This window comes from Pseudonocardia sp. (genome assembly GCF_025465255.1).
Lineage (GTDB): Bacteria > Actinomycetota > Actinomycetes > Mycobacteriales > Pseudonocardiaceae > Pseudonocardia.
The window spans coordinates 1-17,121 of record NZ_JAODNI010000050.1 but is presented as its reverse complement, the minus strand read 5'-3'; the positions used below and the strand labels follow the sequence as shown (position 1 = coordinate 17,121).

17 protein-coding genes and 2 tRNA genes are annotated in these 17,121 nt (G+C 72.0%); 13 read left to right on the top strand and 6 right to left on the bottom strand.

Annotation, left to right across the window (positions count from 1 at the left end; genetic code table 11):
• Positions 1 to 61 precede the first annotated feature (61 nt).
• Together JWP64_RS05040 and JWP64_RS05035 are read left to right on the top strand one after the other, a co-directional pair.
• Positions 62 to 706 carry an XRE family transcriptional regulator gene (locus JWP64_RS05040; protein WP_297492832.1) on the top strand — a complete coding sequence of 215 codons (645 nt, stop codon included), beginning with the start codon at positions 62 to 64 and terminating at the stop codon, positions 704 to 706.
• 86 nt (positions 707 to 792) lie between these two features.
• The gene (locus JWP64_RS05035; RefSeq protein ID WP_297492829.1) at positions 793 to 1,119 is read left to right on the top strand and encodes a hypothetical protein; all 327 of its coding nucleotides are present in this window, start codon (positions 793 to 795) and stop codon (positions 1,117 to 1,119) included.
• Between the two features lie 47 nt (positions 1,120 to 1,166).
• On the opposite strand, the gene JWP64_RS05030 is transcribed toward JWP64_RS05035, so the two are convergent.
• On the bottom strand, positions 1,167 to 2,504 hold the full coding sequence (locus JWP64_RS05030) for a glycoside hydrolase family 16 protein (protein WP_297492827.1): 1,338 nt from the start codon (positions 2,502 to 2,504) through the stop codon (positions 1,167 to 1,169).
• Between the two features lie 470 nt (positions 2,505 to 2,974).
• On the opposite strand from JWP64_RS05030, the gene JWP64_RS05025 reads away from it, so the two are divergent.
• Both JWP64_RS05025 and JWP64_RS05020 read left to right on the top strand, forming a co-directional pair.
• On the top strand, positions 2,975 to 3,637 hold the full coding sequence (locus JWP64_RS05025; RefSeq protein WP_297492825.1) for a response regulator transcription factor: 663 nt from the start codon (positions 2,975 to 2,977) through the stop codon (positions 3,635 to 3,637).
• Positions 3,638 to 3,983: 346 nt separating this feature from the next.
• On the top strand, positions 3,984 to 4,265 hold the full coding sequence (locus JWP64_RS05020; protein ID WP_297492823.1) for a GlsB/YeaQ/YmgE family stress response membrane protein: 282 nt from the start codon (positions 3,984 to 3,986) through the stop codon (positions 4,263 to 4,265).
• A gap of 64 nt (positions 4,266 to 4,329) precedes the next feature.
• Here the strand turns inward: JWP64_RS05020 and JWP64_RS05015 are convergent, their stop codons facing one another.
• The gene (locus JWP64_RS05015; RefSeq protein ID WP_297492820.1) at positions 4,330 to 4,728 is read right to left on the bottom strand and encodes a DUF4870 domain-containing protein; all 399 of its coding nucleotides are present in this window, start codon (positions 4,726 to 4,728) and stop codon (positions 4,330 to 4,332) included.
• Positions 4,729 to 4,769: 41 nt separating this feature from the next.
• Complete coding sequence (gene hisC, locus JWP64_RS05010; protein WP_297492818.1) at positions 4,770 to 5,822, bottom strand: histidinol-phosphate transaminase; 1,053 nt, start codon at positions 5,820 to 5,822, stop codon at positions 4,770 to 4,772.
• A 60-nt stretch (positions 5,823 to 5,882) separates the two neighbouring features.
• Between hisC and JWP64_RS05005 the strand changes: the two genes are divergently transcribed.
• The 5 genes from JWP64_RS05005 (at position 5,883) to JWP64_RS04985 (ending at position 9,922) form a co-directional block, all read left to right on the top strand.
• Positions 5,883 to 6,581: a dienelactone hydrolase family protein gene (locus tag JWP64_RS05005; RefSeq protein ID WP_297492815.1), complete on the top strand. Its 699-nt coding sequence runs from the start codon at positions 5,883 to 5,885 to the stop codon at positions 6,579 to 6,581.
• 89 nt (positions 6,582 to 6,670) lie between these two features.
• Positions 6,671 to 6,760, top strand: a tRNA-Ser gene (locus JWP64_RS05000).
• Between the two features lie 58 nt (positions 6,761 to 6,818).
• Positions 6,819 to 6,891: transfer RNA gene (locus tag JWP64_RS04995), tRNA-Arg, on the top strand.
• 377 nt (positions 6,892 to 7,268) lie between these two features.
• The gene (locus JWP64_RS04990) at positions 7,269 to 8,501 is read left to right on the top strand and encodes a polysaccharide pyruvyl transferase family protein (RefSeq protein WP_297492811.1); all 1,233 of its coding nucleotides are present in this window, start codon (positions 7,269 to 7,271) and stop codon (positions 8,499 to 8,501) included.
• A complete protein-coding gene (locus JWP64_RS04985) occupies positions 8,501 to 9,922 on the top strand; it encodes an FAD-dependent oxidoreductase (RefSeq protein ID WP_297492808.1) in 1,422 nt (473 codons plus the stop codon). Before JWP64_RS04990 ends, JWP64_RS04985 begins: the two co-directional genes overlap by 1 nt.
• 7 nt (positions 9,923 to 9,929) lie before the next feature.
• Here the strand turns inward: JWP64_RS04985 and JWP64_RS04980 are convergent, their stop codons facing one another.
• From JWP64_RS04980 to JWP64_RS04970, 3 genes are read right to left on the bottom strand one after another with little or no spacing between them, the layout of a single operon-like run.
• Positions 9,930 to 11,237 (bottom strand): DUF2252 domain-containing protein, encoded by a 1,308-nt coding sequence (locus tag JWP64_RS04980; protein ID WP_297492806.1) that lies wholly within the window; start codon positions 11,235 to 11,237, stop codon positions 9,930 to 9,932.
• A gap of 56 nt (positions 11,238 to 11,293) precedes the next feature.
• Complete coding sequence (locus JWP64_RS04975) at positions 11,294 to 11,830, bottom strand: hypothetical protein (protein ID WP_297492804.1); 537 nt, start codon at positions 11,828 to 11,830, stop codon at positions 11,294 to 11,296.
• A 45-nt stretch (positions 11,831 to 11,875) separates the two neighbouring features.
• Positions 11,876 to 12,505, bottom strand: coding sequence for a TetR/AcrR family transcriptional regulator (locus JWP64_RS04970; protein ID WP_297492802.1), 630 nt, complete (start codon positions 12,503 to 12,505; stop codon positions 11,876 to 11,878).
• Positions 12,506 to 12,629: 124 nt separating this feature from the next.
• Here JWP64_RS04970 and JWP64_RS04965 point away from each other — a divergent pair, with 124 nt between their 5' ends.
• Genes JWP64_RS04965 through JWP64_RS04950 form a run of 4 tightly spaced genes read left to right on the top strand, consistent with a single transcriptional unit; the run spans position 12,630 to position 16,951 of the window.
• On the top strand, positions 12,630 to 13,430 hold the full coding sequence (locus JWP64_RS04965; protein ID WP_297492800.1) for an enoyl-CoA hydratase-related protein: 801 nt from the start codon (positions 12,630 to 12,632) through the stop codon (positions 13,428 to 13,430).
• A gap of 7 nt (positions 13,431 to 13,437) precedes the next feature.
• Entirely contained in the window at positions 13,438 to 14,586 is a 1,149-nt protein-coding gene (locus tag JWP64_RS04960) for an acyl-CoA dehydrogenase family protein (protein ID WP_297492797.1), read from the top strand.
• 11 nt (positions 14,587 to 14,597) lie between these two features.
• Complete coding sequence (locus JWP64_RS04955) at positions 14,598 to 15,338, top strand: 3-oxoacyl-ACP reductase family protein (RefSeq protein WP_297492793.1); 741 nt, start codon at positions 14,598 to 14,600, stop codon at positions 15,336 to 15,338.
• An 11-nt stretch (positions 15,339 to 15,349) separates the two neighbouring features.
• Positions 15,350 to 16,951 carry an AMP-binding protein gene (locus JWP64_RS04950; protein WP_297492791.1) on the top strand — a complete coding sequence of 534 codons (1,602 nt, stop codon included), beginning with the start codon at positions 15,350 to 15,352 and terminating at the stop codon, positions 16,949 to 16,951.
• Positions 16,952 to 17,121 lie beyond the last annotated feature (170 nt).

Here is a 17,121-nt window from a genome sequence, read left to right as displayed (position 1 = left end):
ACTCCCGTCGCTCCAGCGTGTTCCGTAAACGGAACGAACGTCGATGCGGGACGATATCCGCGTGGATGCCGCCGGAGCAAACGACCTCGCCGGAGCACGGGACACGGCCGAGCCCGCGCTCCCGGACGGGTCGGGCCACGTCGGTCCCCGGGTGCGGGCGTTGCGGGAAGAGCGCGGCCTGTCCCTCTCCGCGCTGGCGCGGCGCGCGTCCGTGGGGAAGGCGACCCTCTCGGGTCTCGAGGCCGGCACCCGCAACCCGACGCTCGACACGCTGCACTCGGTCGCGGCCGCCCTCGGCCTGCCGCTCACCGCGATCGTCTCCGGTGTCCCGGGATCCACGTCGCCGACCGGCGGCCGGATCCGCGGCGCGGCCGTCCACATGGAACTGCTGAAGGTCTTCGACGACGGCCCGGTCACCTACGAGCTCTTCCGGATGCGGATCCCCGCCGGAGCCGCGCAGACCTCACCCGCGCACCACGTGGGGGTCACCGAACACGTGACCGTCTTCGCCGGGACCCTGCAGTTCGGCCCGCCGAACGCCTCCCGGGAGGTGACGGCCGGCGGGTACGGCGAGTGGTCGGCGGACGTGCCGCACGGTTACGCCGCCGTCGGCCCCGAGGACGTCGAGGCGAGCCTGGTGATCCGTTACCCGCGCACGCGGGCGTGCCCCGCCCCGGAACCGGACGTTGCCGATCGCCGCTCCTGACCTGCGCCGAGATCGCCGAGCGGCGTTAACGCGGCGCCCTCGCCCTCCGAGTAGGAGGTACGACCGCACGGGCAACGGAGCACGACATGACCTCGACGACCGCCCCCACCTCGCACGTGGATCCCGTCCACGTCGACGAGACGCCGACCGAGTGGATCCCGATCCAACGCGCGCGGGAGCGCGTCACGGTGGACTGGGCCGCGAACGCCGCCCGCACCCGTCGGCGCCGGTGGGCCCGGCGGGGGAGCGCCGTCCTGGCGGTGTCGGTCCTGCTCGCCCTGGCGGCCGCCGGCCTCGTCCTCTGGCGGGCGACGTCCGGTGCGGACTGGAGCGCCCCGGCGCTCTGGCATCAGGTGTCGACCCCGGTGTCGGACTGGGTCACCGCCCGCCTGCCCGCGAACCAGGAGTGGTGACGGCGGGTGCCGCCCCCCGCAGCGCCCGGTGGCCGCACTCGTCACCCTCACCTGTAGACGCGCATCCAGTCCACGAACATCTCGGTCGGCGCAGGGGAGCCGCCGTCCGGGAAGTAGTCGAGCTGGATCGTCGGGTGCATCTTCCCCGGGGGCAGGGTGTTCCCGGCCGTGCTCTCGAAGACCTGCTTGCCGTCGATGAAGCCGCGCACCGCGTCCGGCGTCCACTCGACCGCGTAGTTGTGCCACTGCGTGATGTCGAGGGGCGTCTTCGCGGACTTCTGCTGGTTCGACGAGCTGTAGTGCAGGAAGAACGACACGCCGTCCGCGGCGCTGTTCGTCTCCGCGAAGTCGACCTCGCCGCCCTCGGGCCACGACATGTCCGTCGGCCACAGGATCAGCACCGGGTGGTACTGCTTGTCCCCGGCCGGGAACTTCGCCCGCATCTCCCACTTGCCGTACCGCTGGCCGGTGTCCCAGGCCATGCCGCCGGTGTTGCCGTCCGAGTCACCGCGGATCACGAGCGAGCCGTTCCGGACGCTGACCGCGTCCGGGGTGCGACGCCCGTTCCCGGCGTGTCCGGCGCCGTCGTACGTGCCCCAGCGGTCGCTCAGGCCGCCGTTGAACTCGTCGCCGCCGACGAGCTGCCACCCCTTGGCCATGGCCGCCTGGATGCCGTCGCCGGCAGAGACGGGCGCCACTGGCCGATTGGTGGCCGCGCGGCCGGAGCCGGTGGCGGGCGCGTTCGTGCGGGCGGGCGGGCGCGTCGTGGTCGTGGCGCGCTCACGCGCGGCCTTCGCGGCGTCCGCCAGCGCGGACGAGCCGATCGCGTCCTGCGCGGTGCTCGTGGGCGGCGCGGCGGTCGTCGTGTCCTGCCGTGCCTGCGCGGTGTCCGAGGAGACGAGCGCGGCCGCGAGGTCCGGGCCCTCGTCCGACGGGCCGGCGAACGTCAGGACGACGGTCGCGACCAGCACGGCCGCGGCCCCGACGGCCAGCGGCGCGAGCCGGCGCAGCGAGGACCGGTGCGTCGGCGAGTGGTCCGCCTCGACGAGCGTGCCCTCGGCGTCCCGCACGGCGCGCGAACGGGGGTGGGACGAACCGCGACGGCGCGACGGCCGGGTTGCGGTGCGACCGGGCGTCCGGTTCCGGGCGGCCTGCTCGGGGTCGTCCTCGTGCGCAGCGTCCTCGGCGGCCAGGGGGAGCTCGGCGTCCGGGAGGAGTGCGACGGTGGTGGGAAGCGGGTCGTGCACGGAGAGGTCGGTGGCGGGGAGCCGGTCGTGCGTGGGGAGGTCCTGTGCGGGGAGGTCGATCGCGGGGAACTCGTCCGTCGGGGGAGGGGGGGCGTCGTGTCCGCCGGGCGCCGGGGGAGCCTCGGGGAGGCGGCGCATCGGGGGGATCGGGGGGGACCCGACGGGCGACGGTGGGGCTCCGGGGGAGCCACGTCTATGTCGTCCCGGGTGCACAGGCGGGGAGCTGTGCTCTGCGGAGATCCGGGCGACCAGTTCCATCGGGTCGATCCGTTCCTCAGCAGCGGAGGGTTTCCGTCGCATGGTGGGGAACCCTAAGTTGCCTAGTAGCGATCACTCACCCTTCCTGAGAGGAGTGGTTGCGCAGCCGCGCCGACAGGTCGTTCTCGGCGCCGGAGCGTGACAACCTCTGCCGACCCGAGTCGATCTTTAGGCCTTTCGGAGTAATCGAGCTCTCAGGTCGGACCGCTCATCGTGTCCGGCGGGCCCGTTCGACCGTTAGCTGATTGTGACCGGTGGTCGGTGACGACATGCTGTCCCCGATGCTCCCCGTCGCTCCCCCGGGGGGACCGTCCGCGCTCGTACCGACACAGGCGTCGGCCCGATCGTCCGTGCCCCCGTACGCCCCCGTCCTGCTGGCGCTGCCCCCCACCGCGGCGTCGGCCTCCGTCCTGCGCAGTCTCCGTGCGGAGAACATGCGCGTCGATCTGATCACCGACGGCATCGCCGTGCTCGACGCCGTGCGCGCCCAGCACCCCGCGCTGCTGGTGCTCGACGTCGAGCTGCCCGGGCCCGACCATGCCGCGGTCCTCGCGGCCGTGCACTCCGAGGCGCCCGGCGTCCCGGTCGTCGCGATCACCCCGCGCGAGCGTCGCGCGTCGCTGCTCGGCCAGTTGCGCAGCGAACGCGACGACTACCTGCTGCGCCCCTTCGCCGTCGACGAGCTGTCCGCGCGGATCCGCCTGCGCCTGCGGCTCGCCGTCACGATGGGCCACACCGTCTTCCGCCGCGGCGACCTGGAGGTGGACACCGAGTTCGGCGAGGTGGCCGTCGACGGTCAGCCGGTCGCGTTGTCCCCCACCGAGTTCGCCCTGCTCACCGCCCTGCTCGCCGAACCCGGCGAGACGATCTCGCACGACCGGCTGGCGCGCGAGGTCTGGCGCGAGCCGGCGTCGGCGAACCTCGTGCAGGTCTACATCGGCTACCTCCGCCGCAAGATCGGCCCGGAGCGCATCCGGACGGTCCGCGGGGCGGGGTACGTGCTGGAGGGCTGAAAGGCCCTGACGGACGGGAACGGCCGCCCCGGGAGTCCCGGAGCGGCCGTTCCCGTGAACGCGTGGGGTCAGGCGTGCGTCCTGCGACGGCCGATGACCAGGCGACCGCCGCGGGGCGCCTGAGATCCAATGCCCCGTCCTGATCTCGAGCAAACGCAGCCACTCCGCCGCGTGGTGCCGCCCGGAGCCGGGACCTCAGGGTTACCGCAGGTCACCCGGGCGAGGAACTTCGTATAACACTTCGGTCGCGGCGCCTGTCCGGCCTGTCGTCGCCGATCGTGACGTGTTAGGCAGGGCGCCTCACGGACAGCGACGGGGTTCTGTCCGGCACACAGCAGGGGGTTCGATGAACTTCGGGTTCTGGGGCATCATCTGGACGATCATCATCGGGCTCGTGCTCGGTGTCCTCGGACGGCTGATCCTTCCGGGGAAGCAGGACATCCCGATCTGGCTGACCATCCTCGCCGGCGTCGTGGCCTCGATCGTCGGCTACCTGATCGCCGGTGCGCTGGGCGTCGCCACGACCAACGGCGTGGACTGGGTCGAGCTCATCATCAAGATCGTGCTCGCCGTGGCGGCGGTCTACGCGGCCACCGCGCTCTACGGCCGGCGTGGCGTGAAGAGCTAGCCGACACGACGACGCGAGGGCCCCGGACCAGGCAGGTCCGGGGCCCTTCGTCGTTCCAGGCCCTCTACCGCACGAACCGGACGGTCAACGGGTAGCGGTGGTCCCGCCCCGACGACGCCCGGACCGTCGCCGTGATCACGCACACCACGTAGAACAGGCCGTAGAGCGGCAGCAGGACCAGCCCGATCCCGACGAAGATCAGCAGATAGAACACCACGGTGTAGAACAGGGCGTTGATCTGGAAGTTCAGCGACTCGACGGCGTGGCGGCGCACGAACGCCGAGTCGTTGCCCTTGGCCAGGAGCACGACCAGGGGCGCGAAGAGGCCGAGCGCGAACCAGGCCGAGATGAAGCTCAGGATGTGGGCGGACATCGCCCAGTTCCGCTCGTCGGCCCACGGCTCGACCGTGCCGAAGCGTTGCGTCGGTTCCCAGGGGCCGTCGGGCGGCGGAGGCGAGCTCATCTCCCCATTGAACCGCAGGTCGGTGCGCCCGTGCGGGTACTTCAGGGAGCGAACGCCAGTGCCGCCTCGAGCAGCCGGTCGTTCTCCTCGGGGGAACTGACCGTGACCCGCACGCCGTCGGGGTGGAACGGCCGCACGATCACCTCGCGCTCGCCGCAGTGCCGCGCGAAGTCCGCGGTCCTCTCGCCGAGCGCCAGCCAGACGAAGTTCGCCTGCGTCGGCGGCACCGTGTACCCGGCCGCGACCAGCGCCTCCCGCACCCGGACCCGCTCGCCGACGACCTCCTTGCACGCGGCCAGCAGCTCGGAGGCGTGGTCGAGGGCCGCGATCGCCCCGGCCTGCGCCACCGAGCTGATGCTGAACGGCGCGCAGACCTTGCGCAGCGCCGTCGCGATGTCCGGGGCGGTGACCGCGTACCCGACGCGCAGCCCGGCGAGCCGGTAGGCCTTGGAGAACGTGCGGAGCACGACGAGGTTCGGGTGCGCCTCGAGCAGCCGCGTCCCGTCGACGGCCTCCGGGTCCGTCACGTACTCGAAGTACGCCTCGTCCAGCGCCACCAGGACGTCCGGTCCGACGGCGGCGAGAAACCGCTCGAACTCCGCGCGGTGCACCACGGTGCCGGTCGGGTTGTTCGGGCTGCAGACGAAGATCAGCCGGGTGTTCGGCGTGACCGCGGCCGCCATCGCGTCGAGGTCGTGGCGGAAGTCCCCGTCGAGCGGGGGCGTGACGGCCCGGGCGTTCCCGATCTGGGTGACGATCGGGTACGCCTCGAAGGAGCGCCAGGCGAAGATCACCTCGTCCGTGGTCTCCCGGCAGCTGATCTGCACCAGCTGCTGGCAGAGGCTCACCGAACCGCAGCCGACGGCGATCCGCTCCGTCCCGACGCCCAGCTCCGCGGCCAGCCGCTCGGTGAGCGCGACCGCAGCGAGGTCCGGGTAGCGGTTGCCCCCGCCGGCGGCCTCGGCGATGGCGGCCAGCACCGGCGCCGGTGGCGGGATCGGCACCTCGTTGCTCGCCAGCTTGATCGCCCCGGGCACGGCGCGGCCGGGCACGTAGGCGGGCAGGCTGGCGAGGTCGGGGCGGATCGGCGTCATGTCCGTCACGGTAGACGGCCCCGGCCCCGCGTTCGCCCACCGAGGTGGAAGGCTGCGGGCATGACCGAGATCCGCACCGAGACCGTCCCGCTGGTCGACGGCAGCGAACTCCGGCTCACCGTCGCCCAGCCCGACGGCCCCGTGCGTGGCGGCGTCGTCGTGCTCCACGAGGCACGCGGCGTCACCGACGCCGTGCGCCGCCTCGTGTCGGGCATCGCGGGAGACGGTTGGCTCACCGTTGCGCCGCACCTGTACCACCGCGACGGCGCCGACGAGCTGGACGCGAGCGACGAGCAGGTCGCCGACCAGGTCCGCCGGCTCGACGGCGAGCAGGTCATGGCGGACACCGACACCGCGTTCGGCTGGCTCGCCGAGCACGACGTCACCCCCGACCGGATGGGCGTCATCGGCTTCGATTTGGGCGGCACCGTCGCGCTGCTCGTGGCGGCGAGCCGCACCCTGGGCGCCGCGGTGACCGTCGGCGGGACCGGGACCACCGAGCCGCTGTCGGACTCCTTCCCGTCACTCGTCAGCGCCGCGGCGGAGGTCACCTGCCCCTGGTTGGGCATCTACGGCGAACCTGCGGACGGCAGCGAGGACCCGGCGCTGGAGCAGTTGAAGGACGCCGCGGACGGGGCCGGCGTCGCGACGAACCTAGTCACCTACCCCGAGTCCGGGCACCGCTTCGACTCCGAGCCCGGTTCCGCCGAGGACGCCTGGCAGCGGATGCTCAACTGGTTCGACTCACACCTGCGTTGATCAGCGACGACGGCATTCGGCCGACCCCGGTGAAATGGCTCGACGGGCTTGTGTAGTCTTGGCATCGCTGGCGGCCGAGACTGGCCCCGGGAGGCTTCGCCTAGTCTGGTCTATGGCGCCGCACTGCTAATGCGGTTTGGGGTAACCCCCCATCCCGGGTTCAAATCCCGGAGCCTCCGCGCCGACGAGGCCGACTCCCGGGTCGGACTCGCAAGTCGGTACAACTGAACAACGCATGCGCCCGTAGCTCAACGGATAGAGCATCTGACTACGGATCAGAAGGTTAGGGGTTCGAATCCCTTCGGGCGCACAAGATCGATACCAACCCTGACCGGCGAGAGCGGTCAGGGTTGATTCGTTTTGCGGGGACGTGGGACGATTTCGGATCCGGGCACGGCGGCGCCGGGGGGCCGGGGCGTCGCGCCGGGAGATTCGCGTCGCACCCTGGGCACTTCGACCCACCCGACCATCCCGACCCCCCAGGGCGAATCGGCGGGCGAAGTTCCCCCTGTCAGAGCGCGCCGGGCGGCTCGCGGGCTCGTCACGATGGTGTGCACAGCCCCTTTCCCGGCAGGAGGAGTCCATGCCCCGACGTCCCTCAGCGCCACCTCGCCGTGGCACTCGCGCCGAGACCCGCGCCCAGCCGGTCCTCGCCTCCCATGACCTCGACGAGATGGGCTCCGCGAGGTGAGCGGCCCGTTCCCGCCGGGCGGGCGCCTCGAGGCGGGGGACTTCGCGACGGGAACTGCGCGCGCGCCGGGGCTCGACCCCGTCCTCACCGTCGGCGTGATCGGCTCGTACGGCGGGCTCAACGTCGGTGACGAGGCGATCCTCACCTCGGTGCTCGCCGGGGTGCGCGAGTTGCGGCCGCAGGTGCGGATCGTCGTATTCAGCCGCAGCGCTGAGCACACCCTGCTGCACCACCGGCCCGATGAGGTGGTGTGCCTGGAGCAGGCCGACCGCCGGCGGGTCGCCGAGGCCGTGGCCGGGCTGAACCTGCTCGTGCTCGGCGGAGGCGGGATCCTCTACGACGGCGAGTGCAGCCGCTACCTGCGGGTCGTACAGGCCGCACACGCCGCCGGCGTGCCGGTGTTCGTGCACGCCGTCGGCGCCGGACCACTGCACGATCCGGGGGACTGCGCGCTGGTCCGCAACGCCCTGGACGGTGTGGCGGACCTCCTCGTCCGCGACGGTGGCTCCAAGAAGGTGCTGGAGGAGGCGGGGGTCGACGCCGAGATCAGCGTGACCGCGGATCCGGCGCTGCTCCTGCAGCCGATCCGGTTCCCCCGGGAACGGCTGGACCGGGGCGGGATCTCCTCCGACGTCCGGCTGGTCGGCGTCTCCGTGCGCGAGCCGGGGCGCGCCGCCGAGTTCCTCGACGAGGACGGCTACCACGCCCTGCTGGCGGTGGTGTCGGACTTCCTGGTGCACCGGCTGGACGCACAGGTGGTCTTCCTGCCGATGGAGGAGGACGACCTCCGGCACTCCCACGGGGTGCTGGCCCGGATGACCGATCCGAGCCGCGGTCGCATCCTGCACGGTCCGTACCAGCCCGGCGAGGTGCTCGGGCTGATGGACCACCTGCACCTCGTGGTCGGGATGCGGCTGCACTTCCTGATCTTCGCGGCGATGGCCGGGGTGCCGTTCCTGCCGCTGCCCTACGCGGGCAAGGTCTTCGACTTCGCCTGCGCCGCCGGCGTCCCCGCGTTGCGCGGCGTGCGGCGGGAGCACGCCGGGCCGTTGCTGGCGGAGCTGGACCGGCTGTGGGACGAGCGGCCCGAGCGGCTGGGCGTCGTGCGGCGGCGGGTGGCGCGGCTGACCGAGAGCGCCCAGCTCACCCGGAAGCGGCTCGGGAACCTGCTCGACACGCTCGACCCGCGGCCGTCGCTGACCGGGATCGGCCGCGACGGAGCCTTCTGATGCCGCCGCTGCAGCGCCCCGCGCACCGCACCGAGGTGACGCTGCCCCCCCGGACCGGTGTGCTCGCCGCCAACACGGACGTGCTCGTCGTGGGTGGGGGTCCAGCCGGCTTCGGGGCGGCCGTGGCGGCCGCCGATGCGGGTGCGGAGGTCGTGCTCGTCGAGCGCTACGGCTTCCTCGGCGGCAACGCGACGGTCGCACTCGTCATGCCGCTCATGTCGTTCCACAACGAGCGCAAGCAGGCCGTGATCAGCGACGACACCCGGATCCTGCCCACCGACCACGGTGAGGGCGACCCGGTCGTGGCGGGCGTGCTGGGCCGCCTGCTCGCGCGGCTCACCGCGACCGGCGGCGCGGTGCCGCCGTCACCGGACACCGGCTACACGGTCCCGTTCGACCCCGAGCAGCTCAAGCAGGTCATGCAGGACATGATCGACGAGGCCGGGGTGCAGGTGCTCTACCACTCCCTTGCCTCCGGCACCGCTCCCCTCGCGGACGGCCACCGCGTGGTGTTCGAGACCAAGTCCGGGCCGGTCGTGATCGACGCGCGGGTGGTGGTCGACTGCACCGGGGACGGCGACGTGGCCGCGGCGGCCGGGGCCGCCTACGACGTGGGCCGCGAGGAGGACGGCCTGACCCAGCCGATGACGCTGCAGTTCCGCCTGGTCGACGTCCTGGTCCCGCAGTTCTCCCGCTACGTCGACGACCATCCCGACCAGTGGCGCGGCGTCCACGGCCTGTGGGACCTCGTCCGGGAGGCCACCGTGGCCGGCGAGCTGGAGCTGCCGCGCGAGGACATGTTGTTCTTCAGCACCCCGCACCCCCGGGAGATCAGCGTCAACTCGACCCGCGTCACCGCGGTGCAGGCCACCGACGTCTGGGACCTCACCCTCGCCGAGATCGTCAGCCGGCGGCAGATGGCGGAGATCGCCCGCTTCCTCCAGGAGCGGGTCCCCGGCTTCGCCGAGGCGTACGTGGCGCAGAGCGGCATGATCGGCGTGCGGGAGTCACGGCGGTTCATCGGGGAGTATCAGCTCACCGGGCATGACGTGCTCGCCGCCCGCCGCTTCGGCGACGCCATCGCGCAGTGCGCCTACCCGGTGGACATCCACAACCCGGAGGGCCCCGGCACGCTCCTGCGGCGGCTCCCGCAGGGGGAGTCCTTCGACATCCCGCTGCGCTGCCTCCTGCCCGGCGACGTCGACGACCTGCTCGTCGCCGGCCGCTGCATCTCGGGCACCCACGTTGCGCACTCGTCGTACCGGATCACGCCGGTGAGCATGGCGACGGGCCAGGCGGCCGGCGTCTGTGCGGCGCTCGCCGCCAAGACCGGGCGACAGCCCCGCCACGTCCCGGCGCGGGACGTGCAGCGGGTGCTCCGCAAGCAGGGCGCGCAGCTTCGCGACAACCTGGGGGAGTGACCGCGTTTCAGCCGCTCGCCGACACGCCCGGAACCCGGCCCTCCCGGAACGCGTCGACGAACAGGGCGTGGTCCCCCCGGACCTGCGCGGCGTAGCTGTGGGCGAAGTCGACGACCCACGCCACGAACTCGTCCTCCCGACCGGTGACGACGCGGGTGATCGCGTCCTCGGTCTGGAAGTCGACGAGCGAGTGGTCCGCGTCCGAGTCCGCGACGCAGTGCACCTTCGCCGTCGCCCGGCCGAGATACTCCACGACCGGGCCGATCTCGTCCGGCTCGGTGAGCTCGGACCAGTCCAGGTCCGCCTCGTACGGCGAGATCTCGCTGACGACGAACCCGACGCCGTCGAGGTCCGTCCAGCCGAGCATCCGGTCCGCGTGGGCCTGCAGGGCGCGCTGGGAGACCGCGGTGCGGTGGCCGTGGTGGTCGAAGTGCCGGGCGAGCCCCGGATCGGTCACCACCCGGGACGGCGCGGCGACGTTGCCCTGCTTCATGGAGACCACGACGTCGTTGTCCAGCGCCTGGTTGAAGCCCTCGACCAGCACCGTGTACGCGGGCAGCCCCGCGCTGCCGATCCCGAACCCGGACTTCCCGGCCACGTCCTTGATCGAGTACGTGACGCCGCGGTAGCGCTTGCCCTCCGGGATCGTCTCGACGTACCGGGCGAACGCCTCGGTGACCTTCGCCCGCTCCGCGTCGTCGAGGCGGCGCAGACCCGGGCCGTCGCGCAGGATCCGGTCGAAGCCCTCGGTCTCGGTGAGCCGGTCCAGCAGCGCGACGCGGGTGCGCAGCTTCGCGAGCTCGAGGACCTGGTGCACCGGCCCGTCCGTGGTGTCCAGGCGCAGGGCGAAGCTGCGGTCGTCCGTCGTCTCGACGAACCAGCGGACCTGGTCGAGGTAGGCGCGGACGTAGCTCTCGACCAGGCCCGAGATGTCCGCGTCCGAGATCGCCTTGCGCCAGCCCAGCAGCGCCAGGCTGGCCGCGAACCGGGTGACGTCCCAGGTGAAGTGGCCGACGTAGGCCTCGTCGAAGTCGTTGACGTCGAAGATCAGGACGCCGTCGCCGTCCATGTAGGTGCCGAAGTTCTCGGCGTGCAGGTCGCCCTGGATCCAGACCCGGCTCGTGCGCTCGTCCGCCCACGGGTCGTCCCGCTCCGCGACGTCGGCGTAGAAGAGGCAGGCGCTGCCCCGGTAGAACGCGAACGGGTCCGCGGCCATCTTCCGGAACTTCGTGCGGAAGGCCGCGGGGTCCGCGGCCATCAGGTCGTCGAACGCGGTGACGAGCGTGTCGACGATGCGTTCGGAGCGGTCGGTCATGGTGTCGATGATGCCCGGCCGCGGGGTGCGCGGCGGGGCATCATCGGGTCGGGCGGTCAGCCGATGACGATGTTGGTGGCGAAGGTGCCCGCCGGGTCGTGCCGGTCGCGGATCTCCAGCAGGCGGGCGCGGTCGTCCTCGGCGAAGATCCGGCCGACGCGGTCCATCAGCGGCGTGGCGACGGCACGCATCGGCGCGAGCAGGGCGGCGCCCTCCTCGGCGGTCCCGAGGTGGGTGAAGCGCAGGCTGACCACGAACTGTCCGCGTATCGGCTCGGGGAGGGCGGGGTCCGGCGGGAGCCGCAGCAGGGCGACGGACGTGGTGGTGTCCTCGGGCAGGTTCGGCGCCCACTCGCGCCAGGCGTGCAGGACGTCCGCCGTGCTCACGGGCGGGAAGAAGACCGCCCCGCCGTGGAAGCGGGCGACCGGCACCAGGTCGAACTCGATGTCCGTGACGATGCCGAAGTCGCCCTTGCCGCCGCCGACGGCCCAGAACAGGTCGGCGTGGTGGCCGGGGTCGACGTGCCGGACCTCCCCGGGTGTCGGTGCAGGCCACCGGGCACGGCATCGCCTCGACCCTGTCGCACCGACCACGACGTCCGGGGACGCGTGCCCGTGCGAGGTGCCGCCCGGCCCGGTTCAGGGCTCCCGGACGACCAACATCATCAGCGTGTCCGCCAGCCGGTCGATCGCCTCGTCGAGGGCCGTGCCGCCGAGCCCTTCGCACCACACCGGGGCCTGCGACATCGAAGCGTGCATGCACTGCAGGACCGTGCCCACGTCCGTCACCCGGAACTCGCCCGTGGCCACGCCCTCCTCCACGACCCGGCGGAACAGCCCGTCGTGGCGCCCGCGCAGCTCCTTGATCCGCTCCTTCTGGTCCTGCGGCCACTCCCGCGGCACGAGGAACAGGCCCAGGGCCGCCGGGTACTCGCGGACGGCGATGGTGGTGTGCTCGCGGAGCAGGGCGCGCAGCCGGTCCGCCGGCGAACCGGCCCGGGCGGCGGGCAGGTTCTCCAGCCGCGACGTCCACTCGTTGCCGAGGGTCTCGATCGCGGCCGTGCCCAGGGCGTCCTTGCTGGCGAAGTAGTAGTAGAGCGAGCCCTTCGTGACGTCGAGCCGTTCCGCCACGTCCTCCAGGCTCACCGCGGCGTAGCCGCGCTCGCCGAAGAGCTCCGCCGCCGCGGTCAGGATCTCCTGGATCCGCCGCCCCCGCTTGCGCTCGATCCGGCTGACGGGTTCGTCGCCGACAGCCTGGTGCGTGCCCATCGCCGGCCCCTCTCGTCCGCGATTTCACCGCAGGGTACTACTTCGGCTCGCGATTCAGCTATTGACTTCAGGGTCAAAGTTCTGCACGGTGGGTCGCGTACCGAACGACGAAGGGGCCGACGACGTGGCACAGGACTACGAGGACATCACCTACGAGATCGACGGCCCCGCCGCCGTGATCACGATGAACCGGCCGCAGCGCTACAACGCCTTCCGCGGCCGCACGGTCGACGAGCTGATCAAGGCCTTCCGCTCGGCGTGGGCGGACGACAGGGTCCACGCGATCATCCTGACCGGCGCGGGGGACAAGGCGTTCTGCACCGGCGGCGACGTGAAGCAGCGCGCGGAGACCGGGGACTACGGGCCCACCGAGAGCGGCATGTTCGAGATCGGCTACCTGCACAAGCTGATCCGGGACATCCCCAAGCCGGTGATCGCGGCCGTGAACGGCCTCGCGATCGGCGGCGGGCACGTGCTGCACGTGCTGTGCGACGTCTCCATCGCCGCGGACACCGCGCGGTTCGGCCAGACCGGCCCGAAGGTCGGCTCGTTCGACGCTGGGTTCGGCACCGCCTACCTGGCCCGGGTCGTCGGGGAGAAGAAGGCGCGCGAGATCTGGTTCTGGTGCCGCCAGTACAGCGCGGAGGAGGCCGAGCGGATGGGCCTGGTCAACGCCGTCGTGCCCGCAGCCGAGCTGATGGACGAGGCGAAGCGCTGGGCCGCCGAGGTCGCGGAGAAGAGCCCGACGGCGATCCGGTTCCTCAAGCAGTCCTTCAACGCGGACACCGACCACCAGGCCGGGCTCAGCAACCTCGCGATGTCCGCCCTGAACCTGTTCACCGACTCCGCCGAGGGCCGGGAGGGCGCCGCGGCGTTCGCCGAGAAGCGCCCGCCCGAGTTCGCCAAGCACGTCGTCTCCCACTGAGGCCGGTGTGGACTTCGAGCGCACCGACGTCCAGGACAGGTACTGCGAGCGGGCCCGGACGATCGCGGAGAAGAAGCTGCTCCCGGGGTACGCGGCCCGCGAGCGGGACGGCCGGATCGAGCCGGAGCTGCGCCGGGAGATCGGCGGGCTGGGCCTGATCGCGCCGGAGATCCCCGTCGAGCTGGGCGGGCAGGGGGTCGACCGGTTGACCAGCGGGATGATCACCGAGGAGATCGGCCGCGGGGACATCAACGTCGCGTACCTGCAGGTCGTCGGCTCGCTCGTCGCGCAGATCATCACCGGCAACGCCCGGCCGGAGCTCGCGCAGCACTGGGTGCCGAAGATCTGCGGCGGCGAGGAGATCGTCGGCATCGGGCTCACCGAACCGCACGCGGGCTCGGACGCCGGGATGCCGAGACTGACCGCCCGCCGCGACGGCGACTCCTACGTGCTCGACGGCGTCAAGTCCCTGTCGTTCGCCGCCGACGCCTCGGCGGTGGTGGTCTTCGCGCGCACCGGGCCGTCGGAGAAGCGGGGCAAGGACATCTCTGCCTTCCTCGTGCCCCTGGACCTGGCCGGCGTCAGCCGTGAGGCGTACTCGGACATGGGGACGAGGGCCGTCGGCCGCGGCGCCGTCCACCTCGACGGCGTCCGGATCCCGGCCGACCATCTGCTCGGCGCCGAGGCACGCGGGTTCAGCCAGGTCATGCAGGGCTTCGACTTCAGCCGCGCGCTGATCGGGCTGCAGTGCCTGGGCTCGGCCCAGCAGACCCTCGACGAGACGTGGCGCTACGTCGGCGAGCGCGAGGCGTTCGACCGGCCGTTGAGCACGAACCAGGGCGTCGCCTTTCCGCTGGCCGAGGCCGAGACACTGTTGAGCGCGGCGCGGCTGCTGTGCCACCAGACGTTGTGGCTCAAGGACGCCGGGCTGCCGCACACCTCGCAGGCCGCGATGTGCAAGTGGTGGGCGCCGAAGACCGCCTACGACGTCATCAACCAGTGCCTCCTGCTGCACGGTCAGTACGGCTACCGGACCGAGCTGCCGATCGAGCAGCGGCTCCGGGACGTGCTCGGCCTGCAGATCGGTGACGGCACCGCCCAGATCATGAAGCTCGTGATCGCCCGGCAGCGCCTGGGCCGCGAGCTCGCCCCCTGAACAGGAGAGACATGCCCACGCTCCAGGACAAGATCGCCATCGTGACCGGCGCCGGTCAGGGCATCGGCCGCGCCATCGCCGAGAAGCTCGCGGCCGAGGGCGCCACGGTCGTCGTGTCGGACATCAACGAGACCACGGCGAAGGAGACGGCGGACACGATCGGCGGGGTCGGTGTCCGCGCGGACGTGACGGACCGGGACTCGGTGAACGCCCTCGTCGAGCAGGTGCACGCGCAGTTCGGCCGGATCGACGTGCTGGTCAACAACGCCGGCTGGGACAGGTCGAGCCCGTTCGTGGACTCGGACCCGGCGGATTGGGACCGGGTCATCGCGATCAACCTCTACGGCGTCCTGCACACGTGCAAGGCGGTCCTGCCGATCATGGCCGAGCAGGGCTACGGAGCCGTGGTCAACCTGGCGTCGGACGCGGGCCGGGTCGGCTCGTCCGGGGAGGCCGTGTACTCGGCGGCGAAGGGCGGCGTCATCGCCTTCACCAAGACGATCGCGCGCGAGATGGCGCGCCACCAGGTCCGGGCCAACGTCGTGTGCCCGGGCCCGACGGACACGGCGCTCTTCGCCTCCATGGGCGGGGACAACCCGAAGCTCCGCGAGGGGCTGACCAGGGCGATCCCGTTCCGGCGGCTGGCCCAGCCCGCGGACCTCGCCGGCATGGTCGCGTTCTTCGCCTCGGACGAGGCCTCGTACATCACCGGCCAGACCGTCAGCGTCAGCGGCGGCCTCACCATGAGTTAGCGAGGAGAACGATGGCGTTCGAGATGATCCTCACCGACGAGCAGAAGGCGCGGTACGCCGGCTACTGGCGGGACCGGGTGATCACGGACTTCCTGGACGAGGCCGCCGCGGCCGCGCCGGACAAGGTCGCGTTCGTCGATCCCCGGCGCCGCGTGACCTACGGCGAGCTGCGCCGCGAGGTCGACCGGTGCGCCCTCGGCCTGCGCGAACTCGGCGTCGGCCCGGGCGACGTGGTGTCCTTCCAGCTGCCGAACTGGATCGAGTGGATCGTCGTGCACTACGCGGCGAGCCGCATCGGCGCCATCAGCAACCCGCTCATCCCGATCTACCGCGAGCGTGAGCTCGGCTTCATGGTCGGGCTGGCGAGGTCCAAGGTCATCGTGGTGCCGAGCACGTTCCGCGGGTTCGACCACGCCGGCATGGTCGACAAACTGCGCGACGACTGGCCGGCGCTGGAGCACGTGCTGGTCGTGGGCGGGTCGTGGGACGAGTTCGCGGCGACGTCGTGGGAGGAGCGCCGGGACCCCGCCGAGCTGGCCGACCTGCGGCCGGACCCGGACGACGTCACGCTGCTGATCTTCACCTCGGGCACCACCGGCGAGCCCAAGGGCGTCATGCACACCCACAACACGGCCGTTGCGGCGAACGACCCGCTGCCGGAACGCCTGGGGATCACCGCGGACACCGTGTTCCACATGGCCTCGACGCTCGCGCACCTCACCGGGTTCCTCTACGGCGCGCGGCTCGCGGTGCAGAACGGTGCGACGACGATCCTGCAGGACGTGTGGGACCCGTCCCGGTTCGTCGAGCTCGTCGAGGAGCACCGCATCACCTACACCTCGGCCGCCACGCCGTTCCTGCACGACACCCTGAACGCGCCGAACCTCGCGGAGCACGACCTCTCGTCGCTCACGCGCTTCTGCTGCATGGGCGCGCCGATCCCGCGGGCGATCGTCCGGCAGGCGCGGGAGAAGCTGCCGGATCTGGTGGTGCTAGGCGGCTGGGGGCAGAGCGAGGACGCGCTGGTCACCCTCGGCATCCCGGGAGACCCCGACGACAAGCTGATCGACACCGACGGCTATCCGTGGCCCGGCATGCGCATCCGGGCCGTCGACCCCGAGGGCACCGAGGTCCCGCCGGGCACGGAAGGGCGGCTTCAGGTCACCGGCCCGTTCCTGTTCGTCGGCTACGCCGAGCGGCTGGAGATGGCCCGCGAGAGCTTCGACGGCGAGTGGTTCGACACCGGCGACCTGGCCACGATCGACGCGGACGGCTACCTGAGCATCTCCGGCCGCACCAAGGACGTGATCATCCGGGGTGGGGAGAACATCCCCGTCGTGTACGTCGAGAACGTCCTCTACGAGCACCCCGGGATCGCCGAGGTCGCGGTCGTCGGGCTGCCGGACCCGCGGCTGCAGGAGCGCGCGTGCGCGTGCGTCGTGCCCGCCGCGGGCCAGGAGCTCACGTTCGTCGGGATGCGGGACTTCCTCGCGGAGAAGGGCGTGGCCCGGCAGTACTGGCCCGAACGACTCGAGATCCTTCCCGAGCTTCCGAGAACCGCGAGCGGCAAGATCCAGAAGTTCAGGCTCCGCGAGGAGATCGGGGGGTCCTGAGGCGCTACCCGGCCGCGACGGCGATCGCCGCCGCCAGCTCCGCCGGCTTCGCGAGCATCGGGCCGTGACCGGCGTCGATCTCCCCGACGGACGTCGTGTGGGTGGCGAACTCGCGCTGCAGGGCGGGGGAGAAGGATCTGCCCTGCGGGGTCACCACACAGGTCGACGGG